Raw genomic sequence first — 17,596 nt, 5'->3', positions numbered from 1 at the left:
TGTGCGGCGACCCCCTCTCGGGGGCCGCCGCACAGGCGTGGAGGTGGCCGGGACAGGGCCGGGCAGGTGCCCGGCGGGCGCTCAGTCCTCCTCGGTGTCCTTCTCACCGGTGTGGTAGACGCCGTCTGAGCCCAGACGCGCCTCGGGGTCCAGGAGCATGGCCGCCTCGACCTCGTGGGGGTCGCGGTGCTTGGTCTCCTCGCCCAGACGACGGCCCTCGACCGTCTCGAACAGCGGTGCGCGGCCGATCATGCCGGCCCGGCGGCGCCGGGTCCCGGCAGCCAGCCGCCGGTTGGCCGAGGCCAGCCAGGCGTCGACGGCCTCCTGGCCGCCGGCCTTGCGCAGGGCGGCCTCGAAGGCACCGGGGTGGACGATCGCCACCAGGCCCGAGACGTGGCCGAAGCCCAGTGAGGTGAGCAGCCCGGCACGCACCGGACCCGCACCCGGCACACGGCCGTCGGCTCCGCCGCGGCCGGTCAGGCGGATCGGCGTGCGCGGCCACACCCAGAAGGCGTCGCGCTCCAGGGGGGCGTCGACGACGTCGAGGCTGGCGTTGCCCGGGGCCACGCCGGTGGCGAGGATCTCGGTGAGACCCGCGACCTGGAACAGGGCGGCACCACCCTTGGCGTGACCGGTGATGGTCTTCTGGGACACGGCCACCAGCGGGTTGCCCTCGGAGCGGCCCAGCGCCCGGGCCAGCCGGGTGTGGAGCTCGGACTCGTTGGGGTCGTTGGCGTTGGTCGAGGTGTCGTGCTTGGAGACCACGGCGATGTCGTCGGCCTCGACGCCCAGGCGGGCCAGGGACCTGGCCAGGCGCGAGTCCTTGCCTCCGCGGCCCGCGCCCAGCGCGCCCAGACCGGGGGCGGGGATCGAGGTGTGGGCGCCGTCGGCGTAGGAGGAGACGAAGCCCAGCACCCCGGCCACCGGCAGGCCCAGCTCGGCGGCCACGGAGCCGCGGGCCAGGATGACCGTGCCCCCGCCCTCGGCCTCGACGAAGCCGCCGCGGCGACGGTCGTTGGCCCGGGAGAAGTGGCGGGCGGAGATGCCCTTGGCGTACATGGCGGCCGCCTCGGCGGTGGCGTTCATGTTGCCGAAGCCGACGACCGACTCGATGGAGATGTCGTCGATGGCACCGGCCACGACGACGTCGGCCTTGCCCAGGGCGATCTTGTCCCAGCCCTCCTCGATGGAGACCGCGGCGGTGGCGCAGGCGCTGACGGGCTGGACCATCGAGCCGTACCCACCGACGTAGGACTGCATGACGTGGGCGGCCACGACGTTGGGCAGCGCCTCCTGGAGGATGTCGCTCGGACGCTCCTCACCGAGGAACCGGCCGACGAACATCTTGCGCATCGACTCCATGCCGCCAAAGCCCGTTCCCTGGGTGCAGGCCACGTCCGCGGGGTGGACGGCCGTGAGCAGCTCGGCGGGGGTGAAGCCGGCCGACAGGAAGGCGTCGACGGCGGTCACGAGGTTCCACGCGGCGATCGTGTCCATGCCCTCGGTCATCGAGGCGGGGATGCCCCAGCGCTGCGGGTCGAAGTCCACGGGGAACTGGCCGCCGACGGTGCGCGACAGGGCGGCGCGGCGCGGCACCCGGGCCAGCGCGCCGGCCAGGCGGGTCACCGTCCACTCCCCCGTCGCCTCGTCGGGGGCGACGAGGGTGTGCTCGGGGTCGGTCGCCTCGATCGTGCGGGCGGTCGCCTCGTCGGCCACCGTCAGGGTGATGTCACGGTCGAGGTAGACCGAGACCTCCTCGGGGGCCACGGGGGCGATGACCCCGTCGTCGACGAACTCGCGGATGCCGCAGCGTGCCACGACCTCGTCACGGTAGCGCTCGAGGATGTCGGACTCCTCGACGAGCTCGCCGTCGGTGTCGTACCAGCCGGCCGAGGGGCTGTCCTGCCAGGTGAGCAGGCCCATGCCCCAGGCGAGCTCGAGCACGCCCGCGGCGGTCAGCTCGACGTCGTCACCGCTGGTCATGCCGAGCTCGGCCTCGCGGCGGGTACGGCCCGACCCCCAGGTCGAGACCTCCCCGGAGGAGACCACGACGATGACCTCGTCGAGGTCGACGTCCACCTCGCCCCACTCGGGGGCGGTGGGCTGGGTGGGGACCGAGGGCGTGGGCAGGGCCTTGATGAGCGCCGGGGCCTGGGCGGGCTCCTCCTGCTCGGGCGCCACGGAGGCGGCGGCGCTCTCACGCAGGGCGACGAGGTCGACGTCCTCGCCCAGCCCGCCGGTCAGGTCGGCCAGGACGGGGCGCTGGGCGGCCTCGGTACGCACCTGGGAGGTGCACAGGGCCAGCAGCTCTGCGGCGATCTCCTCGGTGGCCCAGGTGCGCACGCCGGCGGCCTCGACGGCCGCCACGAGCGGGTCGTTGCCGCCCATGAGGCCGGTACCGCGGACCCAGCCGATACGGGGGTGGGCCAGGGTGACCCTGGAGGACCAGGCCTTCTCCGAGCTCCAGCGGTTGACCACGGCGTCCAGCGCGGACTTGACCTCGCCGTAGGCGCCGTCGCCGCCGAAGGTCCCCCGGTTGGGCGACCCGGGCAGGACGACGTGGAGCCGGTGGTCGACGTGGGTGTCGGTCCCGATCGCCGACAGGGCGGCGATCGTGCGCTCCACGCTCCACAGCAGGAGGCGGGTCTGGGACTCGGCCTCGGGGCCGGCGTCAGCCAGGGTGCCCGCCACCCGGGGGGCGGCGAAGGGGAACAGGAGCGTGGGGACGAGGGCCTCCTTGACGAGGGTCGTCTTGCCGCCGGCGGTGATGACCTGGTCGGTGCCGATCCACTCGGCCAGGGCGTCGACGTCGCGGTAGGAGGCCAGGTTGGCCGGCACGATCCACAGGCGCGCCCCCGCTGAGGCGTGCTCGCGGTAGAGCCGGGTGGCGAAGGCCAGGCGCTCGTGGCTCAGGCGCGAGCTCGTGGCCACGACGGTGGCCCCGCCGGCGAGCAGGTCACCGACGACGGCCGCGGCGATCGAGCCGGGGGCCACTCCGGTGACGACGGCGACCTGGTCGGCCCAGCGCACGCAGCCGGCACCCGCGACGGGCGCCTGCGCGGCCGCCTGGGCGATGGCCGCGGCGACCGCGGCGCGCTCGGGGGCGTCGGGCGCCTGGGAGGCGCCCAGCTGGCGGGCCCACCACGACGCCTGGTCGGCGACCGCCGCACCCAGTCCGGTGAAGCGCTCCGGGGCGAGCAGGGAGCCGGCCTCCTCCAGGTCGGTCTCACCGTTGCCCAGCCGGGCCAGGTCCTCCCGGGCGGTGGCCCAGCGGTCGTCGATGAGGACGGCGCGCTCCGGGCTGAAGGAGGGGGTCACCGAGGACACCCATCCCGAGCCGAGCTCGGCGTTGACGGCCTCGACGGCGGCGCGGGCCGCGGCCGCCTCGTCGTCGGCGTCGGCCGGGACCGTCAGGCGCTCGGACAGGCCGAGGGCCTCGAGGATGGTGCGGGCGGTCGTGGCCAGCACGCCGTCCTGACCGGTGACGGTCTGGGCGAAGGCGTCCAGGGCGGCGGAGTCGACCACAGCCCCGCCCGCACCGCCGGCACTGGGCTTGGACACGGTGACGGAGTGGGCCGAGGCCACCTCCTGGACGGCCTTGTCGATGAGGGCGTCGACGGCGGCCGCGTTGGCCAGCGGCGCCGAGGTCCCCAGCGAGGCGAGGTCCTCGCCCCGCATGGAGGCGCCCTCGCGGGTGCCCAGGAACAGGGCGGCGGTCACGTGGGAGACCCAGCCGTCGCCCAGGGCCCAGGTGCCGTTGACCCGCTCGGCCACCCGGGTGGCGCGCACCCCCGAGGGTCCCAGGATGCGGCCCAGGCCGGTGCGGATCGCGTCGGTGAGCACCGGACCGAAGGCCTTGTAGCCCGGCGCTCCCTTGGCCACGGTGGCCGACAGGGCGGTCATGTCGGCGTCGGCCGCACCGTCGATCGAGGCGAGCTGGAGCTCGGTGCCCATGTCCATGAGCAGCTGATTACGCCGCGAGGACACGCCGTTGGTGAGCGTCTCGGTCGTGTCGGTCGCGCCGATCTGCTCGGGGCGGATGCGCGCGGCGTGAGCCAGGAGCACCGTCAGGGCGTCGGTGGCCCCGAAGGGCAGGTCCTCGACCGGCCCGGAGGGAGCCGCCGTGCTCGGAGCCGGTGCAGGGGAGGCGGCCTCAGCCGGTGCCGCCTGCTCGGCGGCGGGAGCCTCCTGCGCCGCGGGGGTCTCCTGGCCCGAGGAGGCGGGCAGCTCGAAGGCCTCCTCGTCGAGCTCGACGGCGGGGTCGGTGTCGGTGGCCAGGACGCGCGCCTCGTCGCGCCGGGCGTTGTGCACCGTGACGTGCCGCGAGGAGTGCTGCGGGAGCATGAGCGTGCGGGAGGCGAGGTTGGCCAGGGTCGGCGAGGCCGCCAGCCCGACCTCGACGACGTGCTCGACACCCAGTCCGCCCTCGGCGGGGCTGGACAGCAGGACGTCCTGGGTCTCGATCCAGCGCACCGGGGAGGCGAACTGCCAGGCGAGGAGCTCAACGAGCAGGCGCCTTCCCAGGTCCACGGGGCGGGCCGCCCAGTCCTCGAAGCTGTCAAGCACCTCGCGGACCGGCTCGGAGGGCACGACCTCGAGGATCGAGCGGGCGAAGTCCTCGGTCAGGGCGAAGGGCCGGGCCACGAGGTTGGGCACGTAGCGGCCGGTCAGGCGATCGACGTCGAGGTCGGTGGGCACGAGGGCCTCGAGACGCTCGCGGAACTCCGCCACGCCGGGGCGCAGGACCTCGGAGTGGAAGGGCACGTCGATCCCGGGGACGAACATGAAGGGGTTCTTCGCACCGCGTGCGGCCGCCTTGGCGCGGGCGTCCGCGGCCAGGGCGTCCAGGCCCTTGATCGTGCCCGCCACGGCGTACTGGACGCCGGCGAGGTTGTAGTTGACGATCTGGAGGAACTCGCCGGTGGACTCGGCGATACCGCGCACGTAGGCCTCGACGTCGGCGGCCTTGATGCCCGCCATGTTGGGGCGCAGGGCGCCCATGCGGTAGTTCGAGGCACCGGTCTCGTCACGCGGGACCAGGGAGTGCATGGTCGAGCCGCGCTGGAAGACGATGGAGATCGTCGTCTCCACCGGCATGACCCGGCCGTAGGCGCTCAGCGCCGTGTACTCCCCCAGCGAGTGGCCGGCGAAGGCGGCGTTCTCCACGAGGGCGCCTGCCTCGGCCAGCCGCGCCACCGTCGCCATGGCGACCGTGGCCAGGGCGACCTGGGTGAACTGGGTGAGGTTGAGCAGCCCCTCGGGGTGCCGGTAGGTGACGCCCCTGGCGGTCATCTCGGTGGGGTTGTCGCGCACGAGGGCGATGACCGAGAAGCCGAGCTCGGCACGGGTGTGGGCGTCGGCCCGCTCCCAGACCTGGCGGGCCGCCTTCGACGAGCGCATCTCGTCCAGGCCCATGCCCTGGGCCTGGATGCCCTGGCCGGGGAAGATGTAGGCGGTGGGCTCGGGCTCAGTGACGGCGGTGCCCCGCGAGACGACCTCGTCACCGATGCGGCAGGTCACCTCGAGCACGAGGCCGCCGCCGACCACGAGGCCGGTGCGCTCGACGGAGACCTCGACGCGGTCACCGAGCTCGACGGTGCCGAGCATGACGTAGGTCCAGCCGGCGAGCACGTTGCGGGTGCCGTCGGCGGCCGTCGAGGCGGCCACCTGCTGGGCGGTGGCCGACAGCCACATGCCGTGGACCAGCGGGGCCTCCATGCCCGCGACCTTCGCGGCGTGGTAGCTCGTGTGGATGGGGTTGAAGTCGCCGGTGACCCGGGCGAAGGCGGTCATGTCCGCCGGGGCGGTGACGGTCACGCGCCGCAGGAGGCGCCGCGCGGCCGGGGCGGTGGCGCGGCCGGTGCCGCCGGCGAGCTCGGGCGCCGAGGGGACGGCGGTGCCCGAGGCGCGCCCGCGGATGGCGAAGCGCTCACGCATGAGGGCGATGACCGAGCCGTCCGAGGTGTCGGTCAGCTCGAGGCGCACGTCGACCACCCGCCCGGCGCTCGACTCCTCGAGGGCGGCCACCCACCCGTCGACCTGGACGGTCAGGTCCGGGCCGGCGGTGGCGACCAGCTCGGCCAGGGAGCGGTGCAGGTCGATGGTGTGGTCGAGGTGGACGGCACCGAGCAGGCCCTCGATGAGGGGCATGCCCTCCTCGACGACCGAGCCCAGGGCGGCGTAGACGACCGGCCAGCACGGGCCGAGCAGGGCGTCGGGGACCAGCGGCGCGGCCGACAGGCTCGTGGGCAGGGCGTCGGCGGTGACCGCCGCGTGGTCGTGCCCGAGGGTGTCGGCCAGGGTGAAGCGGGCGTGGACGGTGCCGAAGGGCTGGGTGACCGCGTCCCCCCGGGCGTCGGTGGCACCGGGTACGGCGGCCACGACCTCGGGCAGGTGCTCGACGAGGTCACCGGTGATCGACACCGCCCCGACGCCTGCGGTCGAGCGCAGCAGGTCGTTCATCGTCTCGGAGATGCGCTCGGGGTCGACCAGCGGGGCGGCCCCGTCCCAGGCACGCGCCAGGCGCAGCGGGACGACAAGGCGGCGCACCGCGTGGATCGACTCCCCTCCGGGCACCTCGTCCCAGTGGGTGTCGAGGCGGATGTCGAGGTCGTAGGCGTCCTCGGCCACGTCCGGGCGGGCCACGACGGTGTAGGCGTCGTCGGCCAGGACACGGGCCGGGTTGACGGTCAGGTGCCCGTTCCACAGGACGTGCGGGGCGGATCGGACGAGCTCGGTGGCGTCGGCCACCGGCAGGGCGCCGTGGAGCCACGTCGTGCCCAGGCGCCCGGCGGCGGCGTGCTCCTCGGCTCCCGAGTCGGTCAGGGCCTCGACGGTGGCGGCCTCGAAGCGGCCCAGGAGCTCGCCGACGGGCTCGTTGATCGTCGTGATGCCGGCCACCGACACCGGGCCGGGGATGATCCGCACCTGGTCGGCGGTGTAGCGCGGGTCCTGGGACTGCCACAGGGAGTCGGTGCCCCACCAGCGCAGGATGTCGGCGTCCAGGACCGGCACGAAGGGCACGGGCTTGGGGTGCTTGCGGCACAGGTCGACGAACCACGCGGCGTCGACCGGCTCGACCCGGGTCGTGGCGGCCCGGGGGTGGCGCTCGGCCAGGGCGGCCAGGGCGGCGTCTGCGTCGAGCACGTCGTCCTCGGAGGCGAAGAGCGTGGGGACCTGGCCGCGGTCGGCCTCGTCGAGGCGGGCCTCGACGCGGTGGAGCAGGTCGAGGAAGCGGTCGTACCAGCCCTCGTCGCTCCAGTCCTCGCGGGTGGCGGCGCGGCCCTCGTGCGGGGCGACGCACAGCTGTGCGTAGCGGGTCGCCCACTCCAGGTAGGTCATCTCCTCGACGTCGCCGAAGTAGGGCTTGGCGGTGCCCGCCAGGGCGGTGATCATCTCCTCGCGGCGCGCCGTCATCGCCTTGTCGTCGCCGGCGAGCTCCTGGATGAGGCGCGAGGCGCGCGCCGAGGCGTTGTCGATCTCGTACAGGTCGGCCCGCAGGTGGGACAGGCCCGAGGTCATGCCGCCCACGGAGGCGCCCGAGGCGACCCAGCCGCCCTCGTGGGCGGGGTCGAGTCCCGGGGTGTCGACGAGGAGCTGCTTGACGTCCTCGTTGGTCCGGGCCTCCAGGCAGGTCATGGCGGCGGTTCCGACCATGACCCCGTCGACGGGGGCCGCGGCGGTGCCGTAGGCCAGCGCCCAGCGGCCGGTGAGGTAGTCGGCCGCCCGCTGCGGGGTGCCGATACCGCCGCCGACGCACAGGACGAGGTTGTCGACCGCCCTGATCGCGTCGTAGGTGGCCAGGAGCATGGCGTCCAGGTCCTCCCACGAGTGGTGGCCCCCGGCGTGGCCGTCCTCGATCTGGATGATGACGGGGCTGTCGGGCACGGCCTTGGCGATGGCGATGACCTGGCGGATCTGGTCGACGGTCCCGGGCTTGAAGGCCACGTAGGGGAAGCCCTCGGCGTGCAGGCGGGCGAGGAGCCCCTGGGCCTCGTCGAGCTCGGGGATGCCCGCGGAGATGACGACGCCGTCGACCGGTGCCCCCGCCCCGCGCGCCTTGGACAGCAGGCGCTGGGTGCCCAGGTGGAGGTTCCACAGGTAGCGGTCCATGAACATGGCGTTGAACGCGGCGGTGCGCCCCGTCTCGAGGGCGGCCTCGAGCCCGGCGAGGTTGTCGGCCAGGACGGTGGCGGTCGTCTGGCCGCCGCCGGCGAGCTCGGCCCAGTAGCCGGCGTTGGCGGCCGCGGCCACGATCTCGGGGTCGACGGTCGTGGGGGTCATTCCCGCCAGGAGCACCGCGGAGCGTCCCGTCAGGCGGGTGAAGGCGGTGTCGAGGGTGAGGCGCCCGTCGGGCAGGCGGGTGAGGCGGGGGGCGAAGCGGGCGCGGTCGACGGCCGGCTCGGGGGCGGCGCCGGGTCGGTCGAGGTCGTCGATGCTCCGGGCGGTGCCGGCGGACACGACCGTCGTGCCCGTGCCGGCCACGACCGCCTCGGTCAGGCGGGTCAGGACGGTCCCCGGCCCCAGGTCGAGCACGAGGCGGATCTGCGTGCCCAGGGCGTCGGTGACCAGCCCCGGCCAGTCGACGGGGTCGATGAGCACGGCCTGGGCGAGCTCGCGGGCCTGGTCGGTGTCCAGGCCGCAGCGCCCGGCCCACGTCACGACGTCCTCGACGGCGCCGGCCAGCAGCGGGGTGTGGAAGGGCACCGAGGTGGTGAGGAACTCGGTGACGGGGGCGAGCACGGCCCCGCCGCGACGACGCTCCTTGCGGTCGGCCTGGCTGCGACGTGCGGCGGCCTCGAGGGCCGCGACGACGGTGAGCAGGTCGGCCGGGCGTCCCGACAGGATGTGGGCCTGCCTGCCGTTGACGACCCCGACGGCGATCCGCTCGGAGGCGGGGACCTTGGCGAGCACCGCGTCGAGGACCGGCCTGGTCACCCCGCGCACGGAGAGCATCGGGGTGGCCTCCCCCACGGTGCCCAGGTCGAGGCGGCGGGTCGTGCGCGCCGCGGCGGCCCCGATGAGGCGGGCCAGGGCGTGCACGTCGACGGCCCGCTCCCGCTCGCCCGAGCGCAGGGCGCTCAGGAGCGCCACGCCCAGGACGCCCTGGGAGTGGCCGATGGCCGGGGCGCCCTCGGCGGTGGCGTAGAGGTTGAGGCCGGCGGCGGGCAGCGAGGCCAGCACCGCGTGCTGGGCCGCGAGGATCCCGGGCACCGAGACGTCGGCGGTGTCGGCCCCCGTGGCGGAGGCCGGCACGAGCGGCGCGGCCTCGTCGTCGAGCAGGCGTGAGCCGCGCGGGGAGATCGTGAGCAGCTCGGTGGCCACCGGGGCGAGCCGGTCGGCGACGGCCGCGTCGACGCCGACGAGCTCGGCCGCGAGGGTGCGGTTGAGGGCGACGAGCTCCTCGAGGGTGGCCCGCCAGGGCGTTGCCTGCCCGCCGAAGGCGAGCAGGTGGGGCTCGCCCGCGGCGATGCGCTCGGCGATGCTGGTGGACGGGGTGGTGGGCAGCGTGCTCATGCGGTCCTCAGTGGTTGCGTCGGTTGCGTCGGGTACGTCGGGTGCGTCGGGTACTGTCCTGGCAGCGCTCGGGGCTGCGGGGACGGACGGGTCCTGGTCGGTCACGGGGGCGTCCTCACAGCGGTCCGTTGTCGTGCTTCTTGAAGGGAAGGCGCCGCGCGTCGCGCTTGTCGGCCAGGGCGGCCAGGGAGTCGACGATGACGGTGCGCGTGTCCTCAGGGGCGATGACCGCGTCGATCTCGCCGATCGCCACGGCCTTGTCGGGGTTGATGACCGAGGCGGTGTACTCCTCGACGAGGCGCTCCTGCTCGACGGCGGCCGCCTCCTCACCCTGCTCGTCGCGGACCTTCTTGAGGTCGCGGCGGTGGATGATGCCCACCGCGCCGGCCGCACCGAGCACGGCGATCTCGGCGCCGGGCCAGCAGAAGTTGAGGTCGGCTCCGATGGCCTTGGACCCCATGACGATGTAGGCCCCGCCGTAGGCCTTGCGCAGGACGACGGTGACGAGCGGGACCGTGGCCGTGGCGTAGGCGTTGATGACCTTGGCTCCACGGCGGATGATGCCGGCGTGCTCCTGCTCGGCCCCGGGCCGGTAGCCCGGGACGTCGACGAAGGTGACCACCGGCAGGCCGAAGGCGTCGCAGAAGCGCACGAAACGGGCGAGCTTCTCCGAGGCGTCGACGTCGAGGGTGCCGGCGTCGTGGAGCGGCTGGTTGGCCACGACGCCCACGGGCCTGCCCTCGAAGCAGGCGAAGCCGATGACGACGTTGGGGGCGAAGTCCTCCTGGACCTGGACGAGCTCGCCGTGGTCGACGAGGCAGGACACGACCTCGGCGACGTCGTAGGCCTGGCGGGTCGAGGAGGGAACGAGCGCCCCGACGCCGGCCGCCGTCGCCTCGTCCTGGGCGCGGTCGGCCTCCTCGTAGACGTAGGACGGGGCCGGCTGCTCCGAGGAGGAGGGCAGGTAGGCCAGGAGGGTGCGGACCTGGCCCAGGGCGTCGGTCTCGTCCTCGGCGACATAGTGGACGACGCCGGAGACCGATCCGTGGATGTCGGCACCGCCCAGGTCCTCGGCGCTGATGCGCTCCCCGGTCACGGCGCGCACGACGTCGGGGCCGGTGACGAACATGTGGGAGGCCTCCCGGGTGGCGATGACGAAGTCCGTCAGCGCCGGGGAGTAGACCGCACCGCCCGCGCAGGGCCCCAGGATGACGCTGATCTGGGGAACGAGGCCCGATGCGGCGCAGGTGCGGTTGAAGATCCGGCCGTACTGGCGCAGCGCGCCCACGCCCTCCTGGATCTTGGCGCCGCCGGAGTCGATGAGGCCGACCACCGGGATGCGCAGGCGCAGGGCGTCGTCGAGCAGGCGGACGATCTTGTCCCCCTCGACCGCGCCCAGCGCGCCGCCGGAGACCGAGAAGTCCTGGGAGTACACGGCGATCTGACGTCCGTCGATCTGCCCGAAGCCGGTGACCACGCCCGAGGGGCGGGCCCTCTCCCCGGCGCCGGACCCGGTGTAGCGGCCGATCTCGAGGAAGGTGTCCTCGTCCAGGAGCGCGGTGATGCGCTCCCTGGCGGTGCTCTTGCCCTTGGCGTGCTGGCGCTCGGCCGCCCGGGCCTCGGCCTCGGCGTCGACTCGCGCGATCCGCTCGCGGAAGGCGGTCGTGGCCGAGGAGTCGGCCATCGTCGTTCCCGGCGTCCCAGGTGTCCCAGGTGTCCCAGGTGTCATGGTGGTCATCGCTCAGGCCTCCTGCGGCGTCGTCGTGGTGGCGTCCCCCGGCTGCGCCGCCCGCTCAGGCTGGACAGCCTGCTCCATGCGGACGAGCACCTCGCCCGCCGACACGGTGCGGCCCGCGCTCACCGGGATCTCGGCGACCGTCGCGTCGGCGGGGGCGTGGACGTAGTTCTCCATCTTCATCGACTCCAGGACCACGAGGAGGTCCCCGGCGCGCACCTGCTGCCCCGGCTCGACGCAGATGCGGGTGACGATCGCCTGCATGGGGGCGGCGATGACGGTCGGGTCCTCGCCGACGGCCTCTCCGGCGGCGCGTGCGCCGGCGCGCGAGGACGAGCCCCTCCCCCGCAGCGGCTGCTGCATCGGCCTGTCGCGGCCGGTCGACAGCGCCCCGCCCAGGCGCTGGCCGCGCGGGGCGAGCATCCCGTCGGGGATGGTCAGGCTGACCCGGCGGCCGTCGAGTTCGATGACGTAGGTCGAGCGCGTCCGCGGGCTGGCCGAGGCGGGCTCGGCCTCCGCCGGCCCCGCGGCCCCGGGGTCGGCCAGGCGCGGGAGCACGTCGTTCTCGATCCACCTCGTCGTCACGCCGAGCAGGCCCTCGCCGGTCGGCCCGGTCAGCTCGGGACGCTCCAGGACGTGGGCGTGCAGGCCGGTGCACACCGTCACCCCCTCGACGACCGTCTCGGCCAGCGCGCGCCGCGCCCGCCGGATCGCCTGGTCCCGGGTGTCGCCGGTCACGACGATCTTGGCGAGCATCGGGTCGAACATGGGAGTGACGACGTCGCCCTCGACGACGCCCGACTCGATCCGGATCCCCGGCCCGGCGGGCCAGCGAAGCCTCGTGATCGCCCCGGTGGACGGCGCGAGGCCGCGCGCGGGGTCCTCGCAGGTGATGCGCAGCTCGATGGAGTGCCCCCGGGGGGCGGGGACCTCCCCGAGACGGCCCCCGGAGGCGATGCGCAGCTGGACCTCGACGAGGTCGACGCCGGTGACCTCCTCGGAGACGCAGTGCTCGACCTGGAGCCGCGGGTTGACCTCGAGGAACCACAGGTCCCCGCCCGGGGTGAGGAGGAACTCGCAGGTGGCCACGCCCACGTAGTCGACGGCCTCGAGCAGGCGCCGCGAGGCCTCCTCGAGCCGGGCCTCGAGGCCCTCGGGCAGATAGGGGGCCGGAGCCTCCTCGAGCAGCTTCTGGTTGCGGCGCTGGAGGGTGCAGTCGCGGGTGGACACGACGGCGAAGGCGCCGTGGGAGTCGCGTGCGCACTGGGTCTCGATGTGACGCGCGGCGGTGACGAAGCGCTCGAGGATGAGCGTGCCGCCCCCGGCCTCGGCCGAGCCGAAGGCCGGGGTGGAGCGCACCTCGGCGTCATCGGCCAGGACGGTGATACCCCGCCCTCCACCGCCGTCGGTGCGCTTGAGGGCCACCGGGTAGCCGTGCTCAGCGGCGAAGGCGATGACGGTCTGGGGATCGGTCACCGGGCTCGTGATGCCCGGGACGGGGGCGACCCCTGCCCGCTCGGCCGTGGCGCGTGCGCTCATCTTGTCCCCCAGGGCCTCCATGGCCTCGGGAGAGGGCCCCACCCAGGTGATGCCGGCCTCGATGACCGAGCGGGCGAAGTCGTGGTCCTCGGCGAGGAAGCCGTAGCCCGGGTGGATGGCGTCGGCCTGGGTCGAGACCGCCAGCGCCAGGACGGCAGCGGCGTCGGTGTAGGAGGATCCCTCGGGCAGGGCGTGGGCCTGGTCGGCGAGCTCGGCCGCCGGGCTCATGAGGTCCTCCGGGGTGTAGGGCAGGATCGAGGTGCCCCCCAGGTCCCTGACGGTGCGCACCACGCGCAGGGCGATCTCACCGCGGTTGGCGATGAGGATGCGGTCAAGGGTCCGGGTGGTCACCGATGTGCTCCTCATGTCTGGTGACGCCTGCGGCGGTGTCGTGGAGTCCCACAAGAGCGGGACCCCTCGACGTGCCGGCGACGTCGTGCTGCCTCTGCTGGGCCGGACGAGCGAGACTCGTCCGGATGAACCGCGTCTCCGCACCTGTGTGGGGGCGACGCATGCGTTCGACAGGCTACGTTACGGCTCAACCGGGGGCCGCCCCTATTGTGGAGACCTCACAAAAGCCTCGGGTGGTCTTGAAATGGCTCGCGGAGCGGGGCGCCCGGGCCCCGCGGCAGGTCACCGGAGCACGCGCTCGTGGCAGTGCGCTGCGGCGAGGTCGCGCAGCTCGCCGATGGCCGCAGCGGCGTCGTCGGCGCCGTAGACCGCCGAGCCGGCCACGAAGACGTCCGCGCCGGCCTCGGCCGCCCTGACGATCGTGGAACCGGTCACCCCTCCGTCGACCTGGATACGAAGCTCGAGCCCCGCCGACCCGACCAGCCGCCGGGCCTGGGCGATCTTGGGGATCATCTCCTCGATGAAGGACTGGCCTCCGAAGCCGGGCTCGACGGTCATGATGAGCAGGAGGTCGATATGGCTCAGGAGGTGGGTCACCGCGCTCAGGGGCGTGGCGGGCCGCAGGGCGAGCCCGACTCCCGCGCCGAGGCGGCGCAGCTCCTTGGCCAGACGGAAGGGCGCCGTCGTGGCCTCGAGGTGGGCCGTGACGACGGCGCATCCCATCTCGGCGTACTGGGGCGCCCAGCGGTCGGCGTCGGTGATCATGAGGTGGGCGTCGACGGCGAGGTCCGTCCGCGCCAGGACGGTCTCGACCAGGGAGGGCCCGCCGAACTGGTTGGGGACGAAGTGGTTGTCCATGACGTCCAGGTGCAGGCCGTCGGCGGAGGAGACCCGTGTGAGCTCCTCGGCCAGGCGCGACTGGTCGGCGTTGAGGATCGAGGGGTGGATCGCGGCGCGTGTCATCGTGGCTCGTCCTGTGGTCGAAGTGGTCTCGGGTGCGGTCGCCTGGTCCGCGCCTCAGGTACGGCGCAGCAGGGCGCAGAACATGGCGTCGGTCCCGTCGAGGTGGGGCCACAGCTGGAGCATCTGGCGTTCCGCCCCGGCCGGGGGCCTCGGGGCGACCCGGGTCGCGGCATCACCGGCGTGGAGCAGCTCGGCCTCCAGTCCCTCACGCGCCAGGCGCTTGAGCACGTCGCCGACGACGAGGGAGGTCTCCAGGACGTGGGGCGAGCAGGTGACGTAGGCAACCACTCCCCCGCGGCGCACCGCGCGCAGGGCGCTGGCGAGCAGCTCGCGCTGGAGCTCGGCGAGCTCGGTGACGTCGGCGGGCCGACGGCGCCAGCGCGCCTCCGGCCGCCGCCTCAAGGACCCCAGCCCGGAGCAGGGCGCGTCAAGCAGGACCCGGTCGTAGGCCCCCGGTTCCTGGGACCCGGCGTCCCGGGCGTCGCCCTGGCGCACCTCGACCGTGCCCGGTGGCAGCGCGCGCACCGCCGACTCCAGGAGACGCACCCGGTGAGGGGCGATCTCGGTGGCCACGAGCCGCGCCCCCCGCTGAGCCGCGCGGGCCCCGAGCAGCGCCGCCTTGCCCCCGGGTCCGGCGCACATGTCGAGCCAGCGCTCGTCGCGGCCCTCGAGGCCGGCCTCGGCCAGGAGCAGGGCGACGAGCTGGCTGCCCTCGTCCTCGACGCCCGCGCGTCCCCGGCGCACCGAGGCCAGCCGCCCCGGGTCGCCTCCGGTCAGCACGACCGCACAGGGGCTCGTCGCCCCCGGTCGAGGCTCGCCGCCCAGGGCCGAGGCGGCCTCCTTGACCAGCGCCTCGGGGCTGATGAGGCCGGGACGGGCGCACAGCGCCACCTCGGGATCGACGTTGTCGGCCCCGAGCAGGGCCGGCAGCTCCTCGACGCCGCGCCCGCACGACACCAGGGCCTGGCGCATCGCCTTGACGACCCACTGGGGATGGGACTCGACCTGGGCCAGCGCGGCCGTGGCGTCAGGTGCCTCCCGGCGCAGCCGGTCGAGCCACTCCTGCGCGTAGAGGGCGCTGACCCGCCGCAGGACCGCGTTGACGAAGGAGGCCGCCCCCCTGCCCAGGGCGTGTGCGGCCAGGTCCACGGTCGCCCAGACCGCGGCGTGCCGGGGCACCCTCATCGCGAGGAGCTGGTGCGCACCCAGGCGGAGCACGTCGAGGACCGGGCCGTCAACCTCCTCCAGGGGACGGTCGACGCACCGCGTCAGGACGGCATCGTAACGTCCCTGGAGACGCAGCGTGCCGTAGGTCAGCGCCGTGGCGAAGCCCGCGTCCCTGCCGCTCAGTCCCTCCCGGTCGAGCAGCGCCGGCAGGACGAGGTTGGCGAAGGCGTCGTCCCGACGGACCTTGGTGAGGGTCTCCAGCGCGACCGTCCTGGCCGGGTCCGGCGCCCCACGGCTCCGGGAGTCCGCCCCCGGTCCCCGGCGCGCGTCGGCCCGGCCCGCTCCCCGTCCGCGGTGGCCGCCGCGCCCCATCAGCCCTCCTCCGGCCGGGCGCCCAGCCGGGCGCCCTGTGCCGGGCGCGCGCCCCGGGCCCAGGCCTCGGCGTCCATCCAGCTCCTGCCCGCGGGGGCGACCCGTCCGAGCCGGATCCCTCCGCCGCCGGTGCCCACGAGCACCTCGTGCTTGGACACCCGCAGCTGTCCCGGAGCCAGGTCGGTCCCGCCCGCGACGACCTCGACCGGCCCCAGGCGCAGGCTCGTGGCTCCCAGCCAGGTCCTGGCCCCGGGCGAGGGGGTCACCCCCCGGATCCGGCGCTCGATGGCCACGGCGGGCTCGTCCCAGGCGATGACCCCGTCCTCGGGGCTGAGCGCCGGCGCCGAGGTCGCCAGCGAGTCGTCCTGCGGCTCGGGGACGACCGCGCCCGCCTCGAGCGCCGCCAGGACGGTAAGGACCAGGGGGGCGCCGGCCTGCGCGAGACGGGTGAGCAGCTCCCCGGCGGTGTCCGTGGGCCGGATCGTCTCGGTGAGACGGGCGTAGACGTCGCCGGTGTCGAGACCCTCCTCGAGACGGAAGACGCAGGCGCCGGTCACGTCGTCGCCCGCGATGAGAGCGTGCTGGACGGGGGCGGCGCCCCGCCAGGCGGGCAGGAGGGAGAAGTGGAGGTTGAGCCAGCCGTGGCCGGGGACGTCAAGAAGCGCCGGGGGCACGATCCGGCCGTAGGCGACGACGACCGCGACGTCGGCACGCAGCCCGCGCACCCACGCCTGGACCTCCTCGTCCCTGAGCGTCGCGGGGGTACGCACCTCCAGGCCCGCCTCCCGGGCGCGCGCCGCCACCGGCGAGGGACGCAGGGCCCGCCCACGGCCCTGCCGGGCGTCGGCGCGGGTGAGCACACCCACCACCTCGTGCTCCGACGAGGTCAGCAGGGCGTGGAGGGCGGGCAGTGCCACCTCGGGAGTGCCCGCGAACAGGACGCGCATGCGCTCAGTCTACGGGCGCAGGGAGCAGGCCGTGCTCGCACAGCTCCGCGCGCAGCCTGCCGACCCCGGTGAACAGGTGGGTGCGAAAGCCGCACGCCGCGCCGGCGGCCGTGTTGTCCGGGCAGTCGTCGACGAACAGGGTGCGCGCGGCCTCGAGCCCGAAGCGCTCGCCGAGCAGATCGAAGACCGCCGGGTCGGGCTTGACGAGGCGCTCGCGTCCCGACACGACGACCCCGGTGAAGCGGTCCAGGACGGGAAAGCGCCTCCGGGCGGCCTCGAAGGGGCCGGCGTCGAAGTTCGTCAGGGCGTAGACGGCCACCCCCTGGGCCAGGAGGTCCTCGATGAGCTCCGGCACCCCGGGGACCGGGCCAGGAAGGGACTCGGTGTGGTGGCGCCGGTAGGTGCGCAGGATCTCCACCCAGTCCGGGCGCTCGGGATGCGCTGCCGCCAGGTCCCTCACGATCACCTCGAAGGGCTCACCGGCGTCGGAGCGGGCGTTGAGCTCGGTGAAGCCCGCACCGAGGACGAACTCCTCCCACTGCGCCAGGCTCACTCGACCCGCGACCGCGGCCACGGGGTCCCAGGCCAGGACGACGTTGCCGATGTCGAGCACGACGGCCGACACCTCCGTGCCTCCCGCACCGGCCGGGGCGCCCCGCCCACCTGAACTCGTCACGCGGTCCGCGTCTTCTCTGCCTTCTGTGCCTTCTGCGCCCACTGCGCCCTGTGTGCCTCGTGTCCCCTTCACGCCCCCGATCATCGCGCAGGCGGGCCCCTCAAGCACCTGCCCGTGCGAGGCCCCGTGGCGCCCCGAGTGGTGCGGGCGTACCAGGTGCCGGCGGAGGCCGATGACCCACTTGTAGGTTTCATACATGACAGACATGGATCCCACCCCCGGTGACGGATCCTGCGCGATCGCTCACAATCGGTGTCATCTCGGCGTTTCCATCGCCTCCCCCACGACCGGACCTGCGCGGGCCCGGTCTGGGAAACCGAGATTCTAGGA

The 17,596-nt window shown here is 74.4% G+C and carries 7 protein-coding genes; all 7 read right to left on the bottom strand.

Annotated features, from left to right (window positions below; genetic code table 11):
- Nucleotides 1-81 precede the first annotated feature (81 nt).
- Entirely contained in the window at nt 82-9,516 is a 9,435-nt protein-coding gene (locus EL245_RS01705) for a type I polyketide synthase (protein WP_126381503.1), read from the bottom strand.
- 115 nt (nt 9,517-9,631) lie between these two features.
- Complete coding sequence (locus EL245_RS01700) at nt 9,632-11,200, bottom strand: acyl-CoA carboxylase subunit beta (RefSeq protein ID WP_126381501.1); 1,569 nt, start codon at nt 11,198-11,200, stop codon at nt 9,632-9,634.
- 57 nt (nt 11,201-11,257) lie between these two features.
- Nucleotides 11,258-13,156 carry an ATP-binding protein gene (locus EL245_RS01695; protein ID WP_197719432.1) on the bottom strand — a complete coding sequence of 633 codons (1,899 nt, stop codon included), beginning with the start codon at nt 13,154-13,156 and terminating at the stop codon, nt 11,258-11,260.
- A gap of 267 nt (nt 13,157-13,423) precedes the next feature.
- Nucleotides 13,424-14,104 (bottom strand): ribulose-phosphate 3-epimerase, encoded by a 681-nt coding sequence (gene rpe / locus EL245_RS01690; protein ID WP_126381497.1) that lies wholly within the window; start codon nt 14,102-14,104, stop codon nt 13,424-13,426.
- Between the two features lie 54 nt (nt 14,105-14,158).
- The gene (locus tag EL245_RS01685; protein ID WP_126381495.1) at nt 14,159-15,643 is read right to left on the bottom strand and encodes an RsmB/NOP family class I SAM-dependent RNA methyltransferase; all 1,485 of its coding nucleotides are present in this window, start codon (nt 15,641-15,643) and stop codon (nt 14,159-14,161) included.
- Nucleotides 15,643-16,590 carry a methionyl-tRNA formyltransferase gene (gene fmt, locus EL245_RS01680; protein ID WP_126381493.1) on the bottom strand — a complete coding sequence of 316 codons (948 nt, stop codon included), beginning with the start codon at nt 16,588-16,590 and terminating at the stop codon, nt 15,643-15,645. Before fmt ends, EL245_RS01685 begins: the two co-directional genes overlap by 1 nt.
- A gap of 4 nt (nt 16,591-16,594) precedes the next feature.
- On the bottom strand, nt 16,595-17,266 hold the full coding sequence (locus tag EL245_RS01675; protein ID WP_232009827.1) for an HAD family hydrolase: 672 nt from the start codon (nt 17,264-17,266) through the stop codon (nt 16,595-16,597).
- Nucleotides 17,267-17,596 lie beyond the last annotated feature (330 nt).

The organism is Actinomyces howellii (assembly GCF_900637165.1).
Taxonomy (GTDB): Bacteria; Actinomycetota; Actinomycetes; order Actinomycetales; family Actinomycetaceae; genus Actinomyces; species Actinomyces howellii.
This window is presented reverse-complemented; position numbering and strand designations above follow the sequence as displayed.

Coding starts and splice junctions, on each gene's coding strand:
- EL245_RS01705 (WP_126381503.1), bottom strand. CDS start 9,516: ATGAGCACGCTGCCCACCACCCCGTCCACCAGCATCGCCGAGCGCATC.
- EL245_RS01700 (WP_126381501.1), bottom strand. CDS start 11,200: ATGGCCGACTCCTCGGCCACGACCGCCTTCCGCGAGCGGATCGCGCGA.
- EL245_RS01695 (WP_197719432.1), bottom strand. CDS start 13,156: ATGAGGAGCACATCGGTGACCACCCGGACCCTTGACCGCATCCTCATC.
- rpe (WP_126381497.1), bottom strand. CDS start 14,104: ATGACACGCGCCGCGATCCACCCCTCGATCCTCAACGCCGACCAGTCG.
- EL245_RS01685 (WP_126381495.1), bottom strand. CDS start 15,643: ATGGGGCGCGGCGGCCACCGCGGACGGGGAGCGGGCCGGGCCGACGCG.
- fmt (WP_126381493.1), bottom strand. CDS start 16,590: ATGCGCGTCCTGTTCGCGGGCACTCCCGAGGTGGCACTGCCCGCCCTC.